Source organism: Lysobacter yananisis, from assembly GCF_031199375.1.
Lineage (GTDB): Bacteria > Pseudomonadota > Gammaproteobacteria > Xanthomonadales > Xanthomonadaceae > Lysobacter > Lysobacter yananisis.
On record NZ_CP133568.1, the window covers coordinates 1396037 to 1418533 of the forward strand.

The following is a 22497-nucleotide window of genomic DNA, read 5'->3' on the forward strand; positions in this document are numbered from 1 at the left end:
CGCGGCGAACGCCGGTGTACCGACGCGGCGGGCGCAGCGGCGCGGCCCGCACGCCCGTGCGGCGGCAGCGTCCCGCCTGAATCGGGAAACAGCCGCGCCGCGGGCCGCGCTCAGGGCAGCGGCTCGACCTTGGCCGGGTTGGGCTGGGCGGGAACGTTCTCGAACGGCGCCGGCTGGCCCTGCACCGGCTGCGGTTGCGCCGGCTGGGCCGGCGCCAGGCGCTGGTGGGCGGGCGCGGCCTGCGCCGGCGCGGCGCCGGCCGGCGGGGCCACGGTCACGCCGGGCGCGGGATACACCGTGGTGCCCAGTTCCGGGCGCTGGTCCTCGGCCACGCGCTTGGCGCGCGCGGCCGCGCTGGCCTCTTCCAGGCGGTCGCGGAAATCGACCACGGCGTTGGACGGCTGGCCGCTGGCGCGGCCCTCGAAAATCATGCGCGGGGTGTTGCCGCTGCCGTACACCGCCTGGTTGGCGGCATCGTCGATCGACAGCACCGCGCCGTCGAGGGCGATGCCGGCGAACAGGCCGCGCGCGCGCGACCACGACCAGATCTCGGCCTTGAGCTGGCCGTCGGTCGCCGCCGCGGCGGTGCGCCCGACCGGGCCGGCGGCGACGCTGGCGTCGCCGCCGAGGGTCAGCTTGCCGTTGACGATCGAGTCCAGGCCGCGCGCGCCGCGGAACACCAGCACGATGTCGGAGGACTGCACGCCGGCCTGGAAACCGACACTGCCGCCGGTGAGCTTGATGAAACTGGGATTGGACCAGGTGCCGTCGGGATTCTTCACCGACACCAGGCCGTGGCCGCGGCGGCCGCCGAACACCAGGCCGACCTTGAGCGTGTCGGGCACGACCACGATCGCGCGGGCCTCGTCGAACAGCTTGTCGGGAATCGCCGATTCGGGAATCTGCTGGATGTCGCCGAGCACGCGCATCGCATCGCGGGCGCGCTGGTCCTCATCGGGACCGGCCACGGCGGCGGTGGCGGACAGGCCCAGGCTCAGGGCCAGGCTCAGACTCAGGAGGCGGGACTGCGGACGGGACATGGACGGCTCCGGCGGTGTGGTGCGAGCGATTCGCGGATAAGGACGCCTGCGCGGGCGACCGGACGTACAGACCGCGACGGCGGCGATCGGTTCAAGCTAGTGCGAAAGCGATGAATCGCCACCGAACTGACGCTGTACGGGCGGCCGCGCGCGAGCGCGAGACGGCCGCATTGTAGGCCGCGCCGGCGCGGCCGCGCCGATCCGTCCGCCGCGCGAGCGCGATCCGCGGGCGTCGCGCTGCGCGAGCGGCGCCGGGGTTTCGGCGCGGGCCGAACCGCGCCGGCGGCCGACCGGCGGGCCGTCCGCCGGGCCGTCCGCCGGGCCATCCATCGGCGCCGTCGATGCCGGCGATCCGAACAAACGATGCCCCTCGCCCGCGCGCGGATGTCATCCTATGCGCATGCCCGCGACCGCAAGCAACGACGCTCCCGCCGCCGACACCGCCGTGGTGCTGGTCAACCTCGGCACGCCCGACGCCGCCAACACCGCGGCCGTGCGCCGCTATCTGGCCGAATTCCTGCACGACCGTCGCGTCGTCGACATGAGCCGCTGGCTGTGGTGCCCGCTGCTGCATTTCGCGATCCTGCCGCTGCGCAGCGGCAAGGTCGCGCACAAGTACGCCAGCGTGTGGCTGCCGGAAGGCTCGCCGCTGGCGGTGCACACCCGCCGCCTGGCCGAAGCGCTGCAGCGCGAACTGCCGCAACTGCGGGTGATCTACGCGATGCGCTACGGCCAACCGTCGTGGCGCGCGACCCTGCAGCGATTGCGCGAGCAGGGGATCAAGCGGGTGCTGGCGCTGCCGCTGTATCCGCAGTATTCGACCACCACCACCGCTTCGGTCGGCGATGTGCTCGATGCGGCGCAGGGCCTGGACAAGCGCCTGGTCCACGACTACCACGCCGATCCGGACTGGGTCGCCGCGGTGGCCGAATCGATCCGCCGCCACCGCGCCGCCCACGGTCCCGGCGAACATCTGCTGTTCTCCTTCCACGGCCTGCCGCAGCGGCTGGCCGCCGCCGGCGACCCGTATCCGCGCCAGTGCGAGGCCAGCGCGCGCGCGATCGCGCAGGCGCTGGGCCTGGCCGAGGACGCCTGGACGCTGAGCTACCAATCGCGCTTCGGCCGCGAGCCATGGCTGGAGCCGGCCACCGCCGACACCCTGACCGCGCTGGCCGCGCGCGGCGTGCGCCAGGTCGACGTGGTCGCGCCGGGCTTCGCCGTGGACTGCTTGGAGACGCTGGAAGAAGTGGCGATGATGCTGGCCGAGGATTTCGCCGCGCGCGGCGGCAAGCTGCGCTACGTGCCCTGCCTCAACGAATCGCCGGCGCATGCGCAGGCACTGGCCGGGATCGTGCGGCGCGAGCTGGCCGGGTGGCTGCCGGCCGATCCGTAACCGGACGGCTGCAGCTCGAACGCTGCGCGAGCGCTCGGTCCCGGGCGAGCCGGGCCGATGCGAGTCAGCCCGGCGATCCACGGCCTGCCGAAGTCGTGCCGATTCGAAGTCCGACCGATCCGAAGGCTGTCGATGCGAACGCTGTCGATGCGAAACCCATCGATGCGAAGCGTGCCCGGCTGCGAACGCGTCGATTCGACATCGGCCGCCGCACCCGCCGCACCCGCCGCGCGAAACGCGTCGCCCGCGAGTGAGCGCGCCGGCACGTTCCATGGCCGCGGCCGATGCGCGTTGTCACCGGCGCGTGCTCTCATGGGCGCCGTTCGACGCCGGCTGGTGAGCCTGCTCTAACCCGGGCTGCTCTAATCCAAGCGTTGCGGGCCGACCGCTGCGGATCGTCCGCGCCGCGTCGGGCGAGCCCGACCGGGCCGGCGCCCGTCCCCACCACCCGTTGGAACGCCCGCGCGCGGGCGCCGTTTCGCTACAGGATGCCGCGATGGCCGCAATGCAGGAATTCGTCGTCGATACCGTGTTCGGCCGCCTCGCCGGCCTGCGCAACGGTCGCAGCCACGCGCCCAAGCTGCTGGCGCTGCACGGCTGGCTCGACAATGCCGCCAGCTACGTGCCGCTGGCGCCGTGGCTCGACGGCTACGACCTGGTCGCGCCGGACCTGCCCGGCCACGGCGCCAGCGCGCACCTGCCGGCGGCGGCCGAATACACCCTGGTCTCCGGCGCGCGCGCCGCGCTGGCGGTGGCCGACGCGCTGGGCTGGGAGCGCTTCCACCTGCTCGGCCATTCGCTCGGCGGCGCCACCGCCAGCATGCTCGCCGCGGCGGTGCCGCAGCGCGTGGACAAACTGCTGCTGATCGAAGCGCTGGGCTCGCTGTCCGAACCCGAGGAGCGGGTCGGCACCCGCCTGCGCGAGGCCTTCGCCGGCATGGCCGCGGTCGGCGCCAAGCAGTTGCGCGTGTTCGACGACATCGCCATCGCGATCAAGGTGCGGATGATGGCCAACGACCTCAGCGAACCGGTGGCGCGGCTGCTGGTCGAGCGCGGCATCGCCCCGGTGCGCGGCGACGCCGGCGCGGCCGGCTTCGTCTGGCGCAGCGACCCGCGCCTGACCCTCACCAGCGCCCAGCGCATGAGCGAAGGGCAGATGCGTTCGCTGATCCGCGCGATCGACAGCCCGACCTGCATGATCTGGGCCGATCCGGCGCAGAGCTACATGCCCGATGCGCTGCGGCGCGAGCGCGCGGGCCTGCTGCGCGACGGCGTGTTGCACACGCGCGCGGGCACGCATCACCTGCACATGGAACAACCGGCGGTGGTCGGCGAATTGTTCCGCGGCTTCCTCGCCGGCTGAGCGGCGCGCTGCGTTCGCGATGCCGGCCGGGGCAAGTCGGCGGCGCGGGTCGCCGCCGGTTGGCCGGATCGCTCGAAGGGAATCGATTGATCGGGAACGCTCGATCAGAATCGCTCAAACGGGATCGCTCGACTGGGATCGACCGACTCGGGCAAACCGGCTCGGACGGGGCGGTCGACGCATTCCGGGCGGCTCAAAGCGCCCGGACGAATCGGCGGACCGAAAGCGACCCTATCCAAATCTTGCGCCGGCATCGGCCCAGGCGCCGCGCCGGCGTCACTCGTCCGCGGCGATCAGCTTGCGCAGCCGCGCCTTGAGCGCGCGTCCCGAGTCGCGGAAGTACTCGCGCTGCAGCCGCCACTGCGGGCAGCGCTGCTCGACCTCGCGCCAGAACGCGCGCGAGTGGTCGGCATGGATCAGGTGGCACAGCTCGTGCACCAGCACGTATTCGAACGCGGCCGGCGGCGCCAGCACCAGCGACAGGTCCAGCGACAGCGCGCCGTCCGGCGCCAGCGATCCCCATTGCGAGGACATCACCCGGTAACGCAACCGCGCCGGCGCGCGCGGCAACCCGGGCAGGTAGCGCGGCAGCCAGCGGCCGACGTCGGCGCGGGCCTGGCCTTCGTAGAAATCGCGCAGCGCGCGCTGCAGCGACTTCAGCGCGACGGTTTCGGGCGCGGCGATCTCGATCGCGTCCTCGCCGGTCTGGATGCGCAGGTAACGCGCGTGCTGCCAGCGCAACGGCACCTCCGTGCCGCGCAGCGGCAGGGTTTCGGTGCGGTGCGGCTGCAGCCCCGGCGCGTCGGTGCCGGCGCGCGCGAGTTGCGCCAGCAGCCAGTCGCCGTGCTCGATCACGAAGCGCTGCCCGGCGATCTCGCTGGCGCGCAACGGCAGGGTCAGGCGCGGGCCGCGCTCGTCGACGCTGAGCTTGATCCGGCGCGCGCGCGGATCGCGCACGCGCAGCACCTCGACGCGCTGGCCGTTGGCCAGGACGATGGCGACGGTCTCGCGCGAGATCGTGCGCGGCGCGGCCGGCGGCCGGCCGGTCAGCAGGCGCAGGAGGCTCGTCATGGGTGGGGGACCGCCATGGGGCGAAGCATAGCGCGAGGCGGCGGCGATTTTTCGTTGCGGCGGCAGGCACAACGCGGGCGAGGGCGAGGTTCGCCGTAATCGCGGTGTCGCGGTCGCGGCTTGCGCCGCTCCTACAGGGCGAGACGCCGGCTACGGCCGCTCCCTGCAGGAGCGGCGCGAGCCGCGACCGCGTTGCGGCAGGTCGCGCCGCCTCCGCGACCCGCGCGCGAAATCAGGCCTCGACCTTCGACAGCTTCAGCGCCTTCTCCATCACCACGAACAGGCGCTTGACCTCCGCGCTCATCAGCGCGAAACGCGCGTCCAGCTCGGCGCGCAATCCGTCGCCGTCGCTGTGTTCGAGCTGGTCCACCGCGCCGTCGAGCAGCTTGAACTTGCGCACGATCAGGTCTTCGCCGATCACGAACGAGACGTGGTCGTCCAGGCTCAGCGCCAGGCGGGTGACCTGCTTGCCGGTTTCCAGGTGCTTGGCGATCTCGTCGCTTTCCAGCTCCTGGCGCTGGCACTTGACCACCGCGCCCTGGTCGACCGGGTCGCGCAGTTCGCATTCGTCGCCGAGCATGATCCCGTCCGGCAGCGGTTCGCCGGCGACCCAGCCGGTCAGGATCGAACGCGGCGCGACTTCGGCGTTGAGCGGCAGCGCCGGGAAGCTGCCGACCGCGCGGCGGATCTCGCTGATCACGTTCTCGGCGGTCTTGCGGCTGGAGCTGTCGACGATCACCAGCCCGTGTTCGAGATCGATGATCGCGTCGGTGCGGCTGGGCTTGATGAAGGCGCGCGGCATCAGGTCGGTGATGAGTTCGTCCTTGAGCCGCTTGCGGGTGCGGCCGCCGGGCTTGCGCCCTTCCTTCTGCTCGATCTCGGCGAGCTTCTTGGCCAGCATGTCGTTGATGACCGCGCCGGGCAGCAGGCGGTCTTCGCCGCCGACCGTCAGCCAGATCGCGCTGCCGATGCGGTTGCTGATGGCCGCTTCCTCGTCGGCGCGGCCGAACGGCGAAATGAAACCGCGCGAGGACAGCTCCAGCGGGCCGACCGGCTTGAGCCGGCACTCTTCCAGGCCCTTGTCGAGTTCGCTCAGGTCGTGGGTGGTGGGGAAGCGGAAGAACGTGAGATTGCGGAAGAACATTCGGGAACCAGGAAAGTAAATCGAGGAGGGGGAGTCGGCGTCGCGGGATCGCGCCTGCCGGGTTTCGTCATTCCCGCGAAAGCGGGCGTCCGCGGACTTCATGCGTTCCCGCACGAAAAGCCCTGGGTTCCCGCCTGCGCGGGAACGACGGGAGGATGCAGCGACGGATCATCCGATCTGCGCGACCGGATCGTCGGACCCGGCCTCGTCCAGCCACACCGGCGGCTTCGACGCCGCGCCGCCGGCCTGTCCCAGGCCGAGGAAATCGAACAGCTTGGGATCGCTGAGCTGCGACGGCCGGATGTCGCCGAGCGCGCGCGAGATGATCTCCAGGCGCCCGGGCGTGTCGCGTTCCCAGGCGTCCATCATCCGCTTGACCTGCTTGCGCTGCAGGTTCTCCTGCGAGCCGCACAGGTTGCACGGGATGATCGGGAACTGCTTCGCCGCCGCGTACTCGACGATGTCGTCCTCGCGCACGTAGGCCAGCGGCCGGATCACCACGTGGCGGCCGTCGTCGGACAGCAGCTTGGGCGGCATGCCGCTGAGCTTGGCGTGGAAGAACAGGTTCAGGAAGAACGTGGCGACCAAATCGTCGCGATGGTGGCCGAGCGCGATCTTGGTGAAGCCCTGCTCGGCGGCGTAGGTGTACAGCGCGCCGCGGCGCAGGCGCGAACACAGCGAGCACATGGTCTTGCCCTCGGGCACGACCCGGGTGACCACCGAGTAGGTGTCCTGCTCGAGGATCTTGTACGCCACGCCGATCGATTCGAGGTACTGCGGCAGCACGTGCTCGGGAAAGTCCGGCTGCTTCTGGTCGAGGTTGACCGCGACCAGCTCGAACTTCACCGGCGCCTTCTTCTGCAGCTGCAGCAGGATGTCCAGCAAGGTGTAGCTGTCCTTGCCGCCGGACAGGCAGACCATGACCTTGTCGCCGTCCTCGATCATGCCGAAATCGGCGATGGCGCGGCCGACCTGGTGGCGCAGGCGCGCGCCGAGACGCTCGGGATCGACGGGAGCGGCGGCGTCGCGGGCGCGGCGGACGGGTTCGGCTAGGGGCAGGACGGTGCTCATCAGGCCGCCGATTCTACGCCAAGGGTCGGTGAACACGCCCCGCACCGCCCGCAGCCCGCCGCCGCGCGGGTTTCAGCGCGACGCGCGACGGACGATGACGGCGGACACGGCGGCGGTTTAAGCTCAAGCCATGACCGTCAGCGCCGATGCCGCCGAAATCGCCCGCCAGCTCGCCGACCTGCGGCTGGAGCATCGCGACCTCGACGCGGCCATCGACCGGCTCGGCCTGGACCCGCAGGCCGACGAACTCACCGTCAAGCGGCTCAAGAAGCGCAAGCTGTGGCTCAAGGACTGCATCGCCCGGCTCGAAAGCGCGCTGATTCCCGACGAACCGGCCTGAGCGCCGGCGCCGCGCGCATGGCAGCTGTCATGCGCGCCGGGTGACGCCGCTGGCTGCAGCCGACCGCGGCCCCTGTGCTACGGTGCGCGCACTCGCAACGGGTCCGGGCATGGCCAACAAGGACGAACTGATCGGCGCAGCGCGCAATCCGTGGTGGCAGGCCGCCGCGGCCGTGGCCGCGATCGCGCTGGTCGCCACCGTCGCCCTGGGCGGCTTCAAGCCGGCCCAGAGCAAGACCAAGCCGCTGCCGAGCCATGCGGCCGGCCAGCGCGCGCAGTCCGGGGCGATGGCGGTGACGCCGCTGCGCGCCTGGGTGGCGCGCTACCGCCCCGGCGGCCGGATCGAACCGAACCAGCTCTACCTGGTGCTGCAGGCCGACATCGAGAACCGCACCGGGCGCAGCTTCGGCAGCTACGACTATCTGATCAAGGACCTGATCCTGGTCGGGCCCAAGCGCGAGGCGGTGAAGGCCGACCTGCCGCTGGCCGCGGACGACCACACGATCCTGGGCGACCTGCACCCGCGGCTGAAGCAGCGCGTGGACCTGGTGTGGAAGCTGCCGCCGGGCTACGTCTACGCGCCGTCGCAGACGTTCGGCCTGTTCGGCCGCGACTACAAGGCCAAGGCCTACCTCAACGGCGAAAGCGGCTGGATCCAGGACTCGCCCAAGGCCAAGTTCGAACTGCCCGTGCAGGACCTGCGCGACCGGCTGGTGGCGCCATGAGCGCGCCCTCGCCCACTCCGGCGCAGCCCGCGCCCGCGCCGGCACACGCGCGCTGGCGGCTGCCGCGCTGGCGCTGGCGCGACGCGCTGTGGATCGCGCTGGCGCTGGCGGCGGTGGTGGCGCTGCGCAACGGCCAGTCCAGCTACGAACAGCGCGACGCGCCGCTGCTGCAGCCGGCGCCGGCCGCGCGCGCGGCCGGGCGCAATTTCGCGGTCGAAGTCGGCAAGCTCAAGGTCGCCCAGGCCTATCTGCTCAAGGGCGACTTCAGCCATCCCGAGGACCGCGTGCTGCGCAGTCCCGGCGTGTGGCTGTCGGTGCTGGCCAAGGTCGAGGCGCTCGAACGCCCGGGCTACCTGACCGCGCAGATCCGCACCCGCGACGGGCTGGTGTATGTCGCCTCCAACAAGGAGCGGCCGAAGCTCAAGGGCATCAACCTCAGCGAGCGCGAGCTGGCGCCGGGGCTGGCCGAGACCGGCGCCTGGTTCTTCGAACTGCCGCCGGACAAGCTCGAAGGCGCGCACCTGCAGCTCTACTGGGGCCTGCTGCTGCCCGAAGGCGGCGACAGCCTGGTCGATGTCGACCTGAAACTGGACAAGGCCGCGGCCGACAAGCTGCGCGCCGACGCCAAGCCGGTCCTGGACCTGCGCATGTGAGCGCCGCACCGATGACGACGACCGACGACACCACTGCATCCGCCGCACCCGCCGCCTCGCCCGCCGCGCCGCCGGCCGGCTGGTGGCGGCGCAACGCCGGCTGGCTGGCCGGCACCGCCGTGCTCGGCGCGCTGGCCTTGTGGCTGCCGTACCGCGATGCGCTGCGGCAGTACCGCCTGCTCAACCCCAGCATCGCGGTGGCCGCCAACAAACACGACTGGACCGCCTTCGCCGGCGCGCGCTGGAAGCTGGTCGCGGCCGAGTCGGTGCCCGCGCGCGACCCGCGCCTGCGCGGCCCGCTGCGCAAGGACGCCGAAGTGGTGCTGCTGCGCTACGAAGTGATCCCCGATTCGGGCACCAAGACCGTCGACCTCGACGGCTGCCGCGGCGCGATCGTCGACGCCCAGGGCCGGCGCTGGGACACCGGCGGCGCCGCGCTGCCGCGCCTGTCCGGCCCGCGCCTGCCGGAAACCTGCGGCAGCGGCTACGACGACGCCTTCAAGCAGGTGCTGGCGGTGCCGGGCCGGCCGTTCGCGTTCCAGCACGCCTTCGTGCTGCCGCGCGGGCAGCGCCTCGAGGACCTGCGCGCGCGCATCGAGATGAAGCGCTCGGAGACAGTCGGCGGGCGTTATCTGGAATTCGCGCTGTAGCCGCAATGGCGCGCGACGACTCTCGCCGAAGGCCTTCGTGGGAGGGCCTTCAGGCCCGACGCTTTTCGCTCGGCCGCGTCGAAGCGGCCTGGGACAAAAGCGTCGGGCCTGAAGCCCCCCCCACCGTCGAAGCCGCCCTCGCTCGGAAGCCTTCCAGAAACGTCGAAGTCGCGTCGCGTCAAAGCCGCGAAGCACCAGCGCCGCCCTCTCACCCCACCCGCGGCAGCCGCGCGATCGCCCGGTCGAACGTCGCCGCCAGCAGCACCACGCGCAGCACATCGGTCAGCAACGACGTGCGGAACGACAACGGCGTGTTGAGGAACACCGCGTAGATCTGCCCCTGCACCCGCTGCCAACCCGGGTCCGTCGGCCCGACCCACTGCTGCATCCAGCGCCACGACCACGAATCCAGATAAGCCAGCAGCTGCCAGCACACGCACAGCGTCAGCAGCGCCGGCAGACCCGCGCGCAGCACCAGGCGCAGGCTGTTGACCACCGGCACGCCCTTGCTGGTCCAGCCGGCGCTGGCCTTGTCGGCGAGCATGCGCAGGGTGAAGTGCATGGCCTTGAACCGCGCCACCGCGCGCTCCAGCGGCGCGTCGGCGGCGTCGATGCGCTGAGCCTTGCGCAGATCGATGCCGTAGACGATCGCGGTGATCGCCAGCCAGATCAGCGGCAACGCCACCGCGCCGGCGGCGGTGGCGACGGACTCCCACGCCGGCGCCAGCGCGCGCTTGGCCGGCGCCAGCAGCTTGAACAGCGCGGTCGGGCTTTCCCACCAATCGCTCACCGCCACGTACACCGCGCGCTGGTGCCACCACTCCTGCCCGGCCTTGACCATCTGGCCGATCGCGGCGACGCCGACGAACACCCAATAGGCTTCGCAAACCGTCGCCAGCACGCTCCACGACGCATGCCCGGACGCAACGGCGCGGCGCTTGCTGAACCAGCGCACCGCCCAGGCCACCGCCAGCGCGATCCACAGGCCCTTGAGGGTGAGCACGTGGCGCAGGTCCTCGCGCTCCCACACGCCGAAAATGTAGGCGGTGGTGAAATAGCGGCGCAGGCTCTCCATCAAGCCCCAACCGACGTAATAGGCGAAGAACGGCAGCAGCGCGATCGCCAGCGCGGTGATCCACTGCTTGCGCACCGCGCGCGGATCGGGCCGGGTGTCGGGCGTGGTCGCCCCGCCGGCCAGCATCGGCAGCGACGGCCGCAACGACTGGAACATGAAGATGGTGCCGGCCAGCTGGGTCACGATCAGCACCGACAGCGCCGCGAACGACAGCAGCAGCGAGCGCTCGCCGAGCTTGACCGCCAGGTCCATCAACAGGTCGTAGCAGACCCGCTGGGCGAAGAACCAGAACGCCAGCGCCGGCCAGTGCCGCCACAGCAGGCGTGCGGACAGCAGGGGGATTTCGCGCCAGGCGCCGGGGCCGAGGCGATCGCTGTCGGCCGGCTGCAGCGGGCCGGCGGCGGAGTCAGGCGACGGCGCGGATATCGGAGCGGTTGCAGACATTGAGCTGAACCAACACGGGGCAACGGGGATAGTAGCCGAGCCCCGGCGACGTCAGAAGTGACGGGTATCAGTCTCTACCATCGATTCGCCTCGCCTGCCGCAGCCGCTCAATCCAGCAAGTCTTCGCGATACCCCAAGGGCACCGGATCGTAATCGACGCGGTACACATAAGCGCCGCCGGGCAAAGGATGCGGGTGACGGCCGTTGATGTCGTCGGAGACCGGCGCGTCCTTGGAGCCGAGCCTTTGCGGCAACTGCTGCGCGTACAGGGCGTCCAGCATCTTTTCCAGATCCGACCCGGCCTGCTGGACTGCAGTCAGCATGCGCGCGCACTTGTTTTCGCTCCAACTCGTCGCACGCTGGCGCTTGACGTCCTGCGCCGACCAGTTGCTCGACTGCGCATCCGTCATCGCGCGTTCGTGCTCCTGTTGCAAAGCCAGCACGCGCTTGCGCTCGAAGCGGTCGCCGCCGCGCTGCGCGTTGAGCTTGCCGATGGCCTCGGCATTGCCGGTGGCTTTGTAGCGCGCCTGCTCCTGCGCGACCAGGCGATCGATATCGGCCTGGGTCTTCGACGCGACCTCCACCACATCCGACACCACAATCAACTCGTCGCGCCAGACCGGCTCGCGCTGCCAGCGCGGTGCGCCATCGGTGGGCGCGTACGCCTGAATTTCGAGAGTGGTGACCAACGCCTCCATATCAGGCGCGAGCGAACTGCTGATGCTTAGAACCTGACGGGACCGGTCCTCAGCGACGACTTTGTCCAAAGAGCGACCCTCGGCGACGACGGCGTCGATCGGCGTCGTCGCGCCCCAGCGGCTCCTGCGTACCGCGGCGGACACCGTTGCCGGCAGCGATTCGTCGATACGCAGGTCGCAACCCGCCGACTGGATGACGGCAAAATTCTCTTCGACCCTATTCCGCAGCAATTTCCGCTCCGCGGCGACCGCGGCCAACACAGGCAGCAACCCGCCCCCTGCCATCAACACCGCGTTGGAGAGTCCCGCCTGAAATGGACGGGGAACCTCGCCAGCGATCGGCCGATGATCGAGGCCGATCTGCGGCCGCACGCGGCTGTTGCGAACCACGATGCGTACAGGCAACGAAGCCGCCAGTTCGGCTCGGTCGGCGCTATAGCCCGCAATATCGTCTTTACCGGCGACGGCATCGGGAGCCGTCAAGACCCCGCACACGAACAACCCGGCTAGCAGCGTCAACTTGGTCATACGATTGGATATCCCCCCCCTGGCGCGATCCCCATCGCGCGAAACGATTATCCCATCGGCCGACGACAGCCGGCAATGCGCCGCGACAACGCGCCGCCGGCATGCTCGCCGAGCGTTTACCCCTCGGTCGGCGCCGCCGGCTTCGCCGCCATCTCCGGACTGATCTTCTCGATCGTATGCCGCAGTTCGCGGCCGAGGATGACCTTGGCGTCCTTGGCCCAGGTGTCCAGGCGTTGGTCGAAGGCCAGCTTGTTCTCGCTGTCGGGCCACACCAGGCGCAGTTCGCGCAGTTTCTGGATGAAGCCGCGGAACAGGGTCTTGTCGAAGAACTCCGGCGCGGCCGGCGCGTACAGCAGCGACAGGCGCTGCGCGGCGAGCTGGCACAGGCTTTCCAGTTCCGCCGCCGACAAGGTGCCCGGGCCGTTCTTCACCAGCACCGAAATGGCGATGTAGTAACGCTCGAACGCCTGCTGCAGCGAGTGGCCGATCGCGCGCAGGCGGAACACCTCGTCGGTCTGGCCGGCGTTGCGGGCGAGGATGCCGCCGTCGTCGTCGGCGACTTTCTCCAGCAGGCCTTCGCGGATGAACACCTCGACCGTGCGCGCCAGGCGCTCGGCGAATTCGTCCTCGCTCCACGGCAGGAACAGCTCGGCCTGCAGGAACGGATACACGCTGCGGCCCAGGCGCAGCACGCCGGCCAGGCTCATGCGCCGGTTGTGCTGGAAGCAGCAGGCGATCCACGACGCCGCGGTGAACAGGTGCAGCACGTTGTTGCGGAAGTAGCTCAGCAACACCGCCTTGTCCTCGTCCACGCCGAGCACGTCGCCGAGCGGATGGGCGATGCGTTCGAGCACGTTGATCTCTTCGCCGTGCGCCACGATTTCCTGCGGCGTGTGCGGAGTCACGGTGACGCGGTCGGAGTACGGCAGTTCCGCCAGCAGGGTCTTGCTCAGCGCGATCTGCGCGAGCAGGTCGGCCTCGCCCATCGCGTGCTTGGGCGTGGACAGCAGCGCCAGCGCCAGCAGGTTGATCGGGTTGACGTCGGCGGCGCGGTTGACGTTGACCTGGATTCGCTGCGCCAGCGCGTCGACGGTGTCGGACAGCCACTGCGGCTTGTCGTCTTCCTCCAGCGGGCGGCCGTCCCACTGCGGCGCGTGTTCGGCGAGCATGTCGCCGAGCTTGATCGGCTCGCCGAAGTTCACCACCACCTGGCCGTAGTTGGAGCGCAGCACCTTGGGGATGCCCCACAGCAGCTGCCAGATCGATTCCTTTTCCTTCGGCTTGCCCGACAGCTCGTCGAGGTAGCTGTTGCCCTCCATCAGCTTCTCGTAGCCGATGTAGACCGGCTGGAACAGCACCGGCCGGGTCGGCTGGCGCAGGAAGCCGCGCACGGTCATCACGATCATGCCGCCCTTGGGCGGCAACAGCCGGCCGGTACGCGAGCGCCCGCCTTCGATGAAGTATTCGATCGAGTAGCCGCCGGCGACCAACTGCGCCACGTATTCGGAGAACACCGCCGAATACAGCGCGCTGCCGCGGATGCTACGGCGCAGGAAGAACGCGCCGCCCTTGCGCAGGATCGTGCCGACCACCGGCAGGTTGAGGTTCACGCCGGCGGCGATGTGCGGCGGCACGATGCCCTTGGTGTACAGCAGGTAGCTCAGCAGCAGGTAATCCAGATGGCTGCGGTGGCAGGGCACGTACACCACTTCGAAGCCGGGCGCTTCCTGCTTGAGCTTGTCCAGGTGATGGACCAGCACGCCGCGGTAGATGCGGTTCCACACCGGGGTGAGCAGGAAGCTGGCCGAGCGCACCACCGGATGCGAATAGTCGGCGGCGATCTCGTAGGCCATCGCATGCGCTTTCTTCCACGCTTCGGCGACGTCGGTGCTGTCGCGGCGGGCCTGGTCGGCGATGGCTTCCTTGACCGGATCGCTGGCGAGCACGCGGTCGATCAGCATGCGCCGGGTCGACAGGTCCGGCCCGATCACCGCCGCGCGGATGCGGCGGAAGTGGGTGCGCAGCACGCGCGAGAGCTTGCGCACCGTGCGTTCGGGCTCCAGCCCTTCGTCGACGATGCCGCGCAGCGACACCGGCGGCGAGAAGCGCACCGTGGTGTGGCGGCCGTTGAGCGCGATCGCCAGCAGCCGGCGGAAGCGGCCGACCAGGGTCCAGTTTTCCGAGAACAGCACCGAGAACCAGCCGCTGGTGCGGTCCGGCGCGCGGCCGACGAAGATCGACACCGGCACCAGCTGCACGTCGAGCTGGCGGTCGCCGCGGTGCGCGTCGAGCAGCCGCGCCAGCGAGCCCGAGTGGGTCTTGGCCGAGGGCGGGCCGGCCGGCGCCAGGGTGCCGGCGTTGCGCCGCGACAGCGCCACGTAGGCACGCTTGCGGCCGAGCGGATCGCCCGGCAGCGGTTGCAACGGCGAGGGCAGGCCGCTCTCGCGGCAGGCGCGCTCCAGGATCAGCGCATTGGACAGGCCGTAGTCTTCGAGCACGTAACAGACCGGGCGGCCGTGCCATTGCTCGGCGATGTGCTGCTGCGGGTTCTTCGGCTCGACCGTCAGCGAGACCCACGGCGCCATCAGCTGGCCGAGCAGGCGCGCCCACCACGGGCGCGGCGCGGCCGCGGCCGTGTCGGCGGTGGGCGCGGCCGCAGCGGCGGGCGGCGCGATCGGCAGTTCGGGCTGTTCTGGGTCGTGCTCGTCGGGCGGGTCGCTGGGGCCGGACGAGCCGGCGGCGGACGGCGCATGGCCGGTGCCGGCGGGCACGGACACAGCGGCGCTGTCGGCGCTGTCGGCGCTGTCGGCGCTGTCGGCGCTGTCGGCGCTGTCGGCGCCATTTTCCGCGGGCGCGGCAGGGCCGGCGCCGTCGGCCGCGGTGCGGACAGTTGCACTGCCGTCGGCCGCGGGACGGACGCTGTCGTCGCGTTCGGCGGCCGCCTGGCCGGGCTGCTCGGAAGGATTCGGGTCGGACGCTTGGGGCATGTTCGATGAGACTGAAGTGGCGCTGGCGCGGTCCTGCTCCGGGTCGGCGGCGCGATCGGGTCGATCCGTCGCGGCCGGCACGGCATCGCCCGAGGCGGGCGCGGCGTCGGCCGGCGCGGCGTCGGGGAAAGGCAGGGGCGTCTGTTTCGGCATTGCCGGCATTATGCCTATTCGGCCCCAGACCGGGCCCGGGACTGCGGCCCTGGGCGGGGCATACGGCGATGGGACGCTCGTGTGCCCTGGCCGGCGACGCCGGCGTCACCGCTCTGTGTGGCCGCGGCGCGGGGACGGCTGTGGCGGGAGGGGCCCGCCGGGCTGGGGGCCCGCTGTGCTTGGGATCCGCTGTGCTGGGGGGCCGCTGTGCTGGGAGAGCCTTTCTGTTGTGGGAGGGCCTTCAGGCCCGACGCTGTTCGGTCGGGTCGCCGCGAGCTGGAACAAAAGCGTCGGGCCTGAAGGCCCTCCCACAACAGCCAAGCCCCCCACAGCAGCTAAGCCCCACAACAGCAACTAAGCCCTACAACAGCTTGAGCCCAACAACAGCTTGAGCCCCACGACAGCTGAAGAGCTCCCATGACAGCTGAGCCCTCATAACAATCGAATGGCTCTCACAACCGCTGAGCACCCGCGACAGTTGGGGCCGCCCACACCGCGGCACCGCCTGCGCCGGCCGCTCAGCGCGGCTTCGGCGGCTCGCCCGTGGCCGCGGTCGGTTTGGCCGCGGGTCGGCTCGCCGGCTTGGCTTCGGCCGGGAAGGATTTGCCCGCGGCGGCAGATTTTGCTTCGCCCGCGGCGGGTTTCGCGCCGGCGCCGATCCGGCCATCCACCGCGCTCGGGCGGGCTTCGGCGGGCTTGCCTTCGGGTAGCGCGCGCTCGGCGGGGCGGGCGCCGGCGGCCTTGCTGGCGGCTTCGGGCCGCACTTCGGCCGCCGCCGGCGAGGCAGCGCCCACCGGCTTGAGTTCTTCGGTCGCCGCGCCCGGCGCGATCCCGGGCGCCGCTCTGGCCGGAGCCTCGGCCGGCGCGGCTGGCGCAGGCGCCGCCGCCGGCTTGGCCGGCACCGCCGAAGGCGCCCGCGCCTGGACCTTGGCCAGCGCCGCCAACCGCTGCGCCATCGTCGCCGACGGCGCCGGCTTGCTCGTCGCCTCGGCTTCGGCGCGGGCATGGCGCAGCACGTCGCTGAGGTACCAGCGGCCGTCGATGCGCTCGACCAGCACATAGGCGTCCACCGGCTGCCCGGCCAGTTGATAGCGCACCCGCACCCGCGCGGTGTCGCCGGTCTGTTCGGCCAGGCTGGCGTCGACGCTGTCCAGCGCCGCGTCCAGGCCCAGGCCGTACTGGCCGAGCACCTGCTTGAGCCGTTCCGCGAACGGGCCGAGCCGGCGCAGGCTGCGGTCCATGCCGGCCTTGGCGAACCCGTCCGGGCCGGCCAACCCGGTCGCGCGCGCGGCCGAGACGAGTTGCGGAATCGCCTCGCGCGCGCGCTGCGAATCGCCCAGCGGCGCGGTCTGGGCCCAGCCGCTGAGCGCCTCGATCAACTGGGCGTGGTGGTCGCGCTCGGTCTCGCTGTAGCCCGGCTCGCTGCGCACGTACTGGCTGGCGAACAGGCCCAGGGTCTTGGCCGCGGACTGCAGTTCGGTATCGGCGCCGGCGAACTGGCGGCGGTAGGTCGCCACCAGCTTGCGCTCGGCGTCCTGCTCGGCCAGGGCCGCGATGAACGACGCGAAGCGGTCGTCCAGCGGCAGCTCGGTCAGCGGCCAGACCGTGCGGCCCTGGCTCCAGGCCTGCTCCAGGCGCTGGTGCAGCTCCGGCGGCACCGCGTGGCGGGCGTAGCCGGCCAAGTCGTTGCGGCGCAGGTCGGACACCAGTTGGGTCACCGCCTGCGCCGGCAGGGTCGGCACCGTCTCGGCCGGGGCCGGATCCGGGCCGCAGCCGGCCGCCGCCAACAGGACGGCGGTCGTCAGCACGGCGGCGCCGGCGCGTCGAACGAGAGACATACGGGCGGAGGCTCTGGCGCGGAGCGCATCCGCGGACCGGCATCTTGGCCCCGGCCCCGGCGGGGCACAAGCCGCGGGCTCACGCTGGCTCACGCTTGCGACCCGAACGCACAGTTGGCGACGGCATGGGTCGAAGCGTTAAGACCCAGTGCGTCACTGCGTTTTCGTGCGCCTCGGTGCAGAAATGCGGCTGAACAGGTGCGGCCCCGCGTCTTGTGAAGGGGGTCACCCGCAGCCCTGGGCCGCATGGCTAAGGTGCCCGCGCTGGCATGTTTTATGCGTTCTAAACGGGCAAAACCGGCAAACAAGCTCGCCCGACCATCGCGCCCCGCGCGCAGGAGAACGAACCATGCGTTCCGTATCGAGCCGTAGCGTCTTCGCTGCCCTGGCCCTGGCCGCCGCCGGCCCCGCGTTCGCGGCGTCCGACACCGCCAACCTCAACGTCACCATCACCATCACCAGCGTCTGCGACATCCACACCACCGCGCCGTTGCCGGTCAACTTCGGCAGCGTGTCCTCCAGCGCCACCAACGTCGACCAGCAGGGCCAGCTGACCGTCAACTGCACGCCGGGCACGGCCTACACCATCGGCCTGGACAACGGCCAGAACGGCACCGATGTGAACAGCCGCAAGATGGCCAACGGCGCCAACCTGGTGCCCTACCAGCTCTACCGCGCCGCCGCGCGCGGCCCCGGCGACGTGTGGGGCAGCACGGTCGGCGCCGGCGGCAACGTGCTGGCCGGCAGCGGCACCGGCGCGGCGGTCAACGTCCCGGTGTACGGGCGCACGCCCAGCGCCAACTTTCCCGCTGGTACTTACAATGACGTGGTGATCGCCACGATCACCTACTGACCGCCGCGGCATGGGCGGCGGCCGGTTCCGGCAGGCGGTCCGCACTCACGCGATCCGGCTGGCGCTGGGCGCGGCGCTGGCCGCGCCGGCCTGTCCGGCGCTCGCCGCCGGCCTGCAGGTCACCCCGACCCAGCTCACCCTCGCCCGCGACCGTCCGGCCGACGCGCTGTGGCTCAACAACACCGGACCGGCCACGCTGCGCGCGCAGGTGCGGGTGTTCCGCTGGCTGCAGCAAGACAGCCAGGAGCGGCTGGAACCCGATCCCGGCCTGGCGGTGAGCCCGCCGATGCTGGAACTGGCGCCCGGCGCGCGCCAGCTGGTGCGGGTGATCCGGCTGGGCGCGCCGCCGGCGCAGGAAGCCGCCTACCGTCTGATCGTCGACGAACTGCCGCCGGCCGAAGCCGCCCAAGGCCCCGGCCTGCAGTTCGTGCTGCGCTATTCGGTGCCGGTGTTCCTCGCCCCCGCCGCGGCCGGGCCGATCGCGCCGCGGCTGCGCGCGCAACTGCAGTTCGAGGACGAGCGGCCGTTCCTGGCGGTGGACAACCGCGGCGACCAGCACGCCCAACTGGCCGACCTCACCTTCGTCGACGCGCAAGGCCGGCGCCATGCCATCGCCGCCGGCCTGCTCGGCTACGCCCACGCCGGCCAGCGCATGCGCTGGGCGCTGCAGGCGCCGGCCGCGCTGTTGCGCGGACCGGGCACCCTGGAAGCGAGGATCAATGGCGAACCCGACGCCCAGGCGCTGGCGCTGGACCCGCCGGCTCGCTGAAGCCATGCCGGCCGGCCTGCTCCTGGCGTCGCCGCCGGGCCATGCGGCCGAGCCGCCGGCGTTGCCGCCGCCGGCCCAGGCCGGCGCGATGCAGGCCGGCGCGATCCATGCCGGCACGCACCGGGACGGCATCGCCGAAGCCGCGGCACAGGCGGCGAACCTGAGCCTGTACCTGGAAGTCAGCCTCAACCAGACCGCGTTCGGCCCGCCGCAGCCGTTCGAACTGCGCGCGGGCCGGCTCTACGCCCGCGTCGCCACCCTGCGCGCGATCGGCTTCGCCCTGCCCGGCCGCGACGGCGGCGAAACGCTGGCGCCGGACGAACTGGCCGGCACCACGGTGCGCTTCGACGCCGCCCAGCAGCGCGTCGCCATCGACGCGCCGCTGTCGCTGCTGGACCTGCGCACCCAGCGCCTCAACGCACCCGGCGCCGACGCGCCGCGCGCCACCGCCTCGCCCGGCCTGCTGCTCAACTACGACCTCTACGCCAGCCGCGACGACCGCAGCGACAACGCCACGGCGTTCGTCGAAGCGCGCGCGTTCGGCCTGGGCCGCGGCGCGTTCGCCGACAGCGTGCTGAGCCAGACCGGGGTGATCCGCCACTACCGCGACGACGGCGCGCCGCGGCGCACCGATTCGATCCGGCTCGACACCAGCTGGCGCTGGTCGCGGCCGGAATCGATGTTCGCCGTCACCGTCGGCGACGTGATCAGCGGCCAGCTCGACTGGACCCGCCCGCTGCGCCTGGGCGGCGTGCGCTTCGGCCGCGACTTCGGCCTGCAGCCCTACCGCATCACCACGCCGCTGCCGACCCTGGCCGGCGAAGTCGCGGTGCCGTCGGCGGTGGACCTGTACGTCAACGGCATCCGCCAGTACAGCGGCGAGGTGCAGCCCGGGCCGTTCCAGCTCACCACCGTTCCCGGCATCACCGGCGCCGGCAGCGCGCAGCTGGTGGTCACCGACGCGTTCGGCCGCGTCCGCACCCTCGACTTCCCGTTCTACGCCGCGCAGCAACTGCTGGCCAAGGGCCTGTCGGACTGGTCGGTGAGCCTGGGCGTGGCGCGCGAGGACTACGCGCTGCGTTCGTTCGAATACGGCAGCGCGCCGTTGCTCAGCGCCGACCTGCGCTACGGCCTCAGCGACCGGCTGACCTTCCAGGCGCACGGCGAAGGCGGCGACGGCGTCGCCAACGCCGGCCTCGGCGCGGCCTGGCTGCTCGGCCGCGCCGGCGTGTTCGGCGCATCGCTGAGCCACGGCCGCGACGGCGGCGACGCGGGCTGGCAATACACCGCCGCCTACAACTGGAGCAACGGCCGCTTCAACTTCGCCGCCGACACCCAGCGCACCCACGGCGATTACCGCGACCTCGCCTCGCGCTACGGCCTGGGCGCGCCGCGGGTCAGCGAACGCGCGGTGATCGGCTGGAGCGACGCGCGCCTGGGCAGCCTGGGCCTGAGCTACGTGCGCCTGCTCTACCGCGGCGAACCGCCGGCGCGCTACGCCGGCGCCACCTGGAGCCGCAACCTGCGCAGCCGCGCCTCGCTGAGCCTGTCCTACAACCAGAACCTGGACCGCGGCGCGGACCGCACGGTCTACCTCGGCTTCACCCTCAACCTGCAACCCGACCCGGGACGCCTCGGCACCCAACTCAGCGTCTCGGCGCAGCGCGTCGGCGGGCTCGACCAGGGCGGGCTCGACCAGGGCGTGATAGATCTGAGCCGGCCGGTGCCGGGCGACGGCGGCTTCGGCTGGCGCCTGCAGGCGCGCGGCGGCGACAGCGAGGAAGGCGCGCTGGCCGAAGCCGCATGGCTGACCGAAACCGGCCGCTTCAACCTCGGCTACGCGCGCCAGGGTTCGCGCGACTACGGTTACGCCAGCGCCAGCGGCGCGCTCGTGTGGATGGGCGGCCACGCCTTCGCCGCGCGCAGCGTCAGCGACGCGTTCGCGGTGGTCTCCACCGGCGTGCCCGGGGTGCCGGTGCTGCTGGAGAACCGCCCGTTCGGCCGCACCGACGCCGACGGCATGCTGCTGGTGACGCCGCTCAACGCCTGGCAGCGCAACCGCATCGGCATCGATCCGATGGAACTGCCGGCCGACACCCGCCTGGACCGGGTCGAGGCCGACGCCACCCCGCGCGACCGCTCCGGCACCGTAGTGCGATTCTCGATCGACGCGATCCGCGCCGCGGTGCTGGCGCTGCGCGACGAAGCCGGCGCGCCGCTGCCACTGGGCAGCGCGGTGCGCGCCGGCAACGGCGAACAGGCGGTGGTCGGCTACGACGGCGAGACCTACCTGGAACAATTGCAGCCGCGCAACGAACTGCGCGTGGACACGCCCGCCGGCGCCTGCACGGTGCGCTTCGACTATCCGGCCGACGCGCACGGCATCGCCCGGCTCGGCCCGCTGCCGTGCCTGCGCGAGGACGGGCGATGAGCGCGCGCGCCGCGATCCTGCGCTGCGCGCTGGCCTTGTTCGCCGCGCTGGCCTTGGCCGCGCCCGCGCACGCGGCGACCTCGTGCACGGGGAGCATGACCAACCTCAACTTCGCCGCGACCACCGGCGCCGCCGTCGACGCCACCGCCACCCTCACCGTCACCTGCTCGACCGGCGCGCTGTCGCTGCTGGCGCGGGCCCGGGTCAACATGTGCGTGAGCATCTTCAGCGGCACCGACGGCGGCGGCACCCTGGCGCCGCGGCGCATGACCAACACCCCGGGCGACGCGATGCAGATGCAGCTCTACACCGACAGCGCGCGCAGCCAGATCTGGGGCGCGCGCGGCAACGCGACCGTGCCGAACTTCCTGCCGCTGCAGTTCGACTACGAAGTGATCGCGATCGGCGGCAGCCAAACCCTGACCGCGACCTTGTACGGCCGCATCCCCGCGCAGACCGCGCTCAACGCCGGCACCTACCGCAACCGCTTCACCGCCGCCGCCGACACCCGCATCGAATTCCAATACGCCGAAGCGCTGCTCGGCACCCCGCCGATGCCGGCCTCCTGCGTCAGCGGCGGCAGCACCGGCACGCCGTCGAGCTTTCCCTTCACCGTCAACGGCTCGGTGCCCAACACCTGCGCGCTGAGCCCCAAGCCGGTACCCGACCTGGCCTTCGGCAGCGTCCCCGGTTACGTCACCGCCAACGTCGACCGCACCACCGCGATCGGCCTGACCTGCACCGGCCGCACCGCCTGGCAACTGGGCATCGGCAACGGCCTCAACGCCAGCGGCAACATCCGCCGCATGCGCAGCGCCGGCGGTCAGTTCGTGCCCTACGAACTCTACCGCGACAGCGGCCGCAGCCAGCGCTGGGGCACGACGCTGGGCACCGATACGGTCAGCGGCACCGGCACCGGCGCGGCGCAATCGCAAACGGTGTACGGACGCGTGGCGCCGCAGACCGCGACGCCGGGTAGCTACACCGACACCGTCGTCGTCACCGTCACCTACTGACGCCGCCGCATCGCAAACCCGCATGGCCTGCCTGTAGGAGCGGCGCACGCCGCGACCGCGCCAAATCCGTCGCGGCGAAACTCACCGGAAAACGCTGCGCGAACCGGCCGACACAACACGCACGCGTGCGTGCGCGTGCGCGTGCGCGTGGCGAATTTTTATCCAAGGTCCGCCGCAAGCGCGGTATCGCGGACGCGGCTCGCGCCGCTCCTACAAGGGGCGACGACGGCTGCGCAGAAAAGAAAAAGGAGGCGCG

19 protein-coding genes are annotated in these 22497 nt (G+C 71.7%); 11 read left to right on the forward strand and 8 right to left on the reverse strand.

The window, feature by feature from the left end:
• Positions 1-110: 110 nt before the first annotated feature.
• Entirely contained in the window at positions 111-1040 is a 930-nt protein-coding gene (locus tag RDV84_RS05915; protein WP_309152761.1) for a lipid-binding SYLF domain-containing protein, read from the reverse strand.
• A gap of 400 nt (positions 1041-1440) precedes the next feature.
• Here RDV84_RS05915 and hemH point away from each other — a divergent pair, with 400 nt between their 5' ends.
• Positions 1441-2433, forward strand: a complete 993-nt coding sequence (hemH, locus tag RDV84_RS05920) for a ferrochelatase (RefSeq protein ID WP_309152762.1) — start codon at positions 1441-1443, stop codon at positions 2431-2433.
• A 496-nt stretch (positions 2434-2929) separates the two neighbouring features.
• Positions 2930-3796, forward strand: a complete 867-nt coding sequence (locus RDV84_RS05925) for an alpha/beta hydrolase (RefSeq protein ID WP_057945809.1) — start codon at positions 2930-2932, stop codon at positions 3794-3796.
• A gap of 276 nt (positions 3797-4072) precedes the next feature.
• Here the strand turns inward: RDV84_RS05925 and RDV84_RS05930 are convergent, their stop codons facing one another.
• From RDV84_RS05930 to ttcA, 3 genes are all read right to left on the reverse strand, one after another.
• A complete protein-coding gene (locus RDV84_RS05930) occupies positions 4073-4867 on the reverse strand; it encodes a M48 family metallopeptidase (protein ID WP_057945808.1) in 795 nt (264 codons plus the stop codon).
• A gap of 232 nt (positions 4868-5099) precedes the next feature.
• On the reverse strand, positions 5100-6011 hold the full coding sequence (locus tag RDV84_RS05935) for a recombination-associated protein RdgC (protein ID WP_309152763.1): 912 nt from the start codon (positions 6009-6011) through the stop codon (positions 5100-5102).
• 168 nt (positions 6012-6179) lie between these two features.
• Positions 6180-7082, reverse strand: coding sequence for a tRNA 2-thiocytidine(32) synthetase TtcA (gene ttcA / locus RDV84_RS05940; protein ID WP_309152764.1), 903 nt, complete (start codon positions 7080-7082; stop codon positions 6180-6182).
• Positions 7083-7212: 130 nt separating this feature from the next.
• Here ttcA and RDV84_RS05945 point away from each other — a divergent pair, with 130 nt between their 5' ends.
• The 4 genes from RDV84_RS05945 (at position 7213) to RDV84_RS05960 (ending at position 9449) form a co-directional block, all read left to right on the forward strand.
• Positions 7213-7422, forward strand: coding sequence for a YdcH family protein (locus RDV84_RS05945; protein ID WP_057945805.1), 210 nt, complete (start codon positions 7213-7215; stop codon positions 7420-7422).
• A gap of 109 nt (positions 7423-7531) precedes the next feature.
• Complete coding sequence (locus RDV84_RS05950) at positions 7532-8146, forward strand: hypothetical protein (protein WP_309152765.1); 615 nt, start codon at positions 7532-7534, stop codon at positions 8144-8146.
• The gene (locus RDV84_RS05955; RefSeq protein ID WP_309152766.1) at positions 8143-8799 is read left to right on the forward strand and encodes a hypothetical protein; all 657 of its coding nucleotides are present in this window, start codon (positions 8143-8145) and stop codon (positions 8797-8799) included. The genes RDV84_RS05950 and RDV84_RS05955 overlap by 4 nt, the downstream gene beginning before the upstream one ends.
• 11 nt (positions 8800-8810) lie before the next feature.
• Positions 8811-9449, forward strand: coding sequence for a hypothetical protein (locus RDV84_RS05960; RefSeq protein ID WP_078996240.1), 639 nt, complete (start codon positions 8811-8813; stop codon positions 9447-9449).
• Between the two features lie 208 nt (positions 9450-9657).
• Here the strand turns inward: RDV84_RS05960 and RDV84_RS05965 are convergent, their stop codons facing one another.
• The 3 genes from RDV84_RS05965 to plsB form a co-directional block, all read right to left on the reverse strand.
• Positions 9658-10968, reverse strand: coding sequence for a hypothetical protein (locus RDV84_RS05965; RefSeq protein WP_309152767.1), 1311 nt, complete (start codon positions 10966-10968; stop codon positions 9658-9660).
• 107 nt (positions 10969-11075) lie between these two features.
• Positions 11076-12194, reverse strand: coding sequence for a hypothetical protein (locus RDV84_RS05970; protein WP_309152768.1), 1119 nt, complete (start codon positions 12192-12194; stop codon positions 11076-11078).
• A gap of 116 nt (positions 12195-12310) precedes the next feature.
• Positions 12311-15181, reverse strand: a complete 2871-nt coding sequence (gene plsB, locus RDV84_RS05975) for a glycerol-3-phosphate 1-O-acyltransferase PlsB (RefSeq protein ID WP_309152769.1) — start codon at positions 15179-15181, stop codon at positions 12311-12313.
• Positions 15182-15344: 163 nt separating this feature from the next.
• On the opposite strand from plsB, the gene RDV84_RS25885 reads away from it, so the two are divergent.
• On the forward strand, positions 15345-15692 hold the full coding sequence (locus RDV84_RS25885; RefSeq protein WP_425608205.1) for a DUF6053 domain-containing protein: 348 nt from the start codon (positions 15345-15347) through the stop codon (positions 15690-15692).
• A gap of 160 nt (positions 15693-15852) precedes the next feature.
• On the opposite strand, the gene RDV84_RS05980 is transcribed toward RDV84_RS25885, so the two are convergent.
• Complete coding sequence (locus RDV84_RS05980) at positions 15853-17142, reverse strand: hypothetical protein (protein WP_309152770.1); 1290 nt, start codon at positions 17140-17142, stop codon at positions 15853-15855.
• Positions 17143-17521: 379 nt separating this feature from the next.
• Here RDV84_RS05980 and RDV84_RS05985 point away from each other — a divergent pair, with 379 nt between their 5' ends.
• The 4 genes from RDV84_RS05985 to RDV84_RS06000 are packed head-to-tail and all read left to right on the forward strand — an operon-like array spanning position 17522 to position 22241.
• Positions 17522-18025, forward strand: coding sequence for a Csu type fimbrial protein (locus tag RDV84_RS05985; RefSeq protein WP_078996236.1), 504 nt, complete (start codon positions 17522-17524; stop codon positions 18023-18025).
• A 10-nt stretch (positions 18026-18035) separates the two neighbouring features.
• Positions 18036-18794 carry a fimbrial biogenesis chaperone gene (locus RDV84_RS05990; RefSeq protein ID WP_309152771.1) on the forward strand — a complete coding sequence of 253 codons (759 nt, stop codon included), beginning with the start codon at positions 18036-18038 and terminating at the stop codon, positions 18792-18794.
• The gene (locus RDV84_RS05995; RefSeq protein ID WP_309152772.1) at positions 18745-21225 is read left to right on the forward strand and encodes a fimbria/pilus outer membrane usher protein; all 2481 of its coding nucleotides are present in this window, start codon (positions 18745-18747) and stop codon (positions 21223-21225) included. Before RDV84_RS05990 ends, RDV84_RS05995 begins: the two co-directional genes overlap by 50 nt.
• Positions 21222-22241 carry a Csu type fimbrial protein gene (locus RDV84_RS06000; protein ID WP_309152773.1) on the forward strand — a complete coding sequence of 340 codons (1020 nt, stop codon included), beginning with the start codon at positions 21222-21224 and terminating at the stop codon, positions 22239-22241. Before RDV84_RS05995 ends, RDV84_RS06000 begins: the two co-directional genes overlap by 4 nt.
• Positions 22242-22497 lie beyond the last annotated feature (256 nt).